This window comes from Neoroseomonas rubea, assembly GCF_016106015.1.
GTDB lineage: Bacteria > Pseudomonadota > Alphaproteobacteria > Acetobacterales > Acetobacteraceae > Neoroseomonas > Neoroseomonas rubea.
In genome coordinates this window covers 1-1112 of record NZ_JACADQ010000628.1, presented here as the reverse complement: position 1 = coordinate 1112, position 1112 = coordinate 1, and the positions used below count along the sequence as shown (strand labels likewise).

At 72.4% G+C, this 1112-nt stretch carries 2 protein-coding genes; both read left to right on the top strand.

The genetic code is table 11. The features are described from left to right. The coding region (locus HW577_RS25440) for an ABC transporter permease (RefSeq protein ID WP_198378867.1) at nt 1–331 on the top strand (331 nt) is incomplete at its 5' end. Nucleotides 332–428: 97 nt separating this feature from the next. Continuing rightward, nucleotides 429–818: a hypothetical protein gene (locus HW577_RS25435; protein WP_198378866.1), complete on the top strand. Its 390-nt coding sequence runs from the start codon at nt 429–431 to the stop codon at nt 816–818. Nucleotides 819–1112 lie beyond the last annotated feature (294 nt).

The window sequence follows — 1112 nt, the reverse complement described above, 5'->3', positions numbered from 1 at the left end:
CACCTTCTCCCGCGACCATGTGCGCGCGGCGCGCGCGCTCGGCGCGGGGGAGGCCCGCATCCTCCGCCGCCACGTGCTGCCCGCGCTGCTGCCGCCGGTCGCCGTCGCCACCGCGCTCGCCGTCGCCGGGGCGATCCTGGCGGAGAGCACGCTGTCCTTCCTCGGCCTCGGCATCAGCCCGCCGGCGCCCTCCTGGGGGAACATGCTGGCGAACGCGCAGGAACTGGTGTTCAGCGCGCCCTGGGCCGCGGTCTGGCCCGGGCTGGCCATCATGGCGACCGTCGCCGCCTGCACGCTGGTCGCAGACGGGCTGCGCCGGCGCGGTTCTTGACGCGGATCAAGGCTTCACGAATTTGCGCGCGGCATTCTCGCCCCATGAAGGGACGGCCCCATCGGCGCCGTCACCACCGGGAGCAAGGACCGAGACCATGCCCAACACGCCGCTCACCCAGTCCATGATGGACCTGCTCTCGCATATCAGCCTGCCGCGGGCGGATGCGCCGGGGCATGGCGACGCCTCGCTGACTGATCCCCGCACCGCGCTGCCCGACAACCTCGCCGGCCCGCATGGCGTGCTCGACCATCTGCTGTCGGAAGTGGAGCAGGACCTGCTCGAGGGGCGGCAACAGGCCGCCATCACCGCCCTGGGGCTTGCCGGCACGCGGGTTAGCCTCGATGCGTCGCGCGGCCAGGCACCGCCGAAGCATGTCGAATGGCTGGCCGCGCATCTGCGCACGGCGGCCCGGGAAATGGGGGAAGGCCATCCTGGCAAGGCGCTGAAGGCGGTGCGACTGGCGCGGCTGGCGCTCCGCCCCTGACGCCATGGAGAGAAACATGGCGTATCAGTCATTTGGCGGATAGTCCTGGGACAGGCTCGCAGGATTAAACCTGCGCCCAGGTTGCGGGCCCCCGACCGTGCCGACCGTGTCTTCCCCGGTCATCCCGGTCGAAAGGATTCATGCCCATGTTCCGCGCCTTCCTGATCGCCGCCGGCCTCGTGCTGGCGCTTGGCACGCTCAGCCCCGCCGAGGCCGCGCGCAGCCGCAGCCGCGCCGCCGCCACCGAGGCGACGACCGCGAGCACCGAGGCGCCCGCCGCCACGACGTCGCGCC

Excerpts from the sequence above, each read along its gene's own strand:
- HW577_RS25435 (WP_198378866.1), top strand. The coding sequence starts at position 429 with ATGCCCAACACGCCGCTCACCCAGTCCATGATGGACCTGCTCTCGCAT.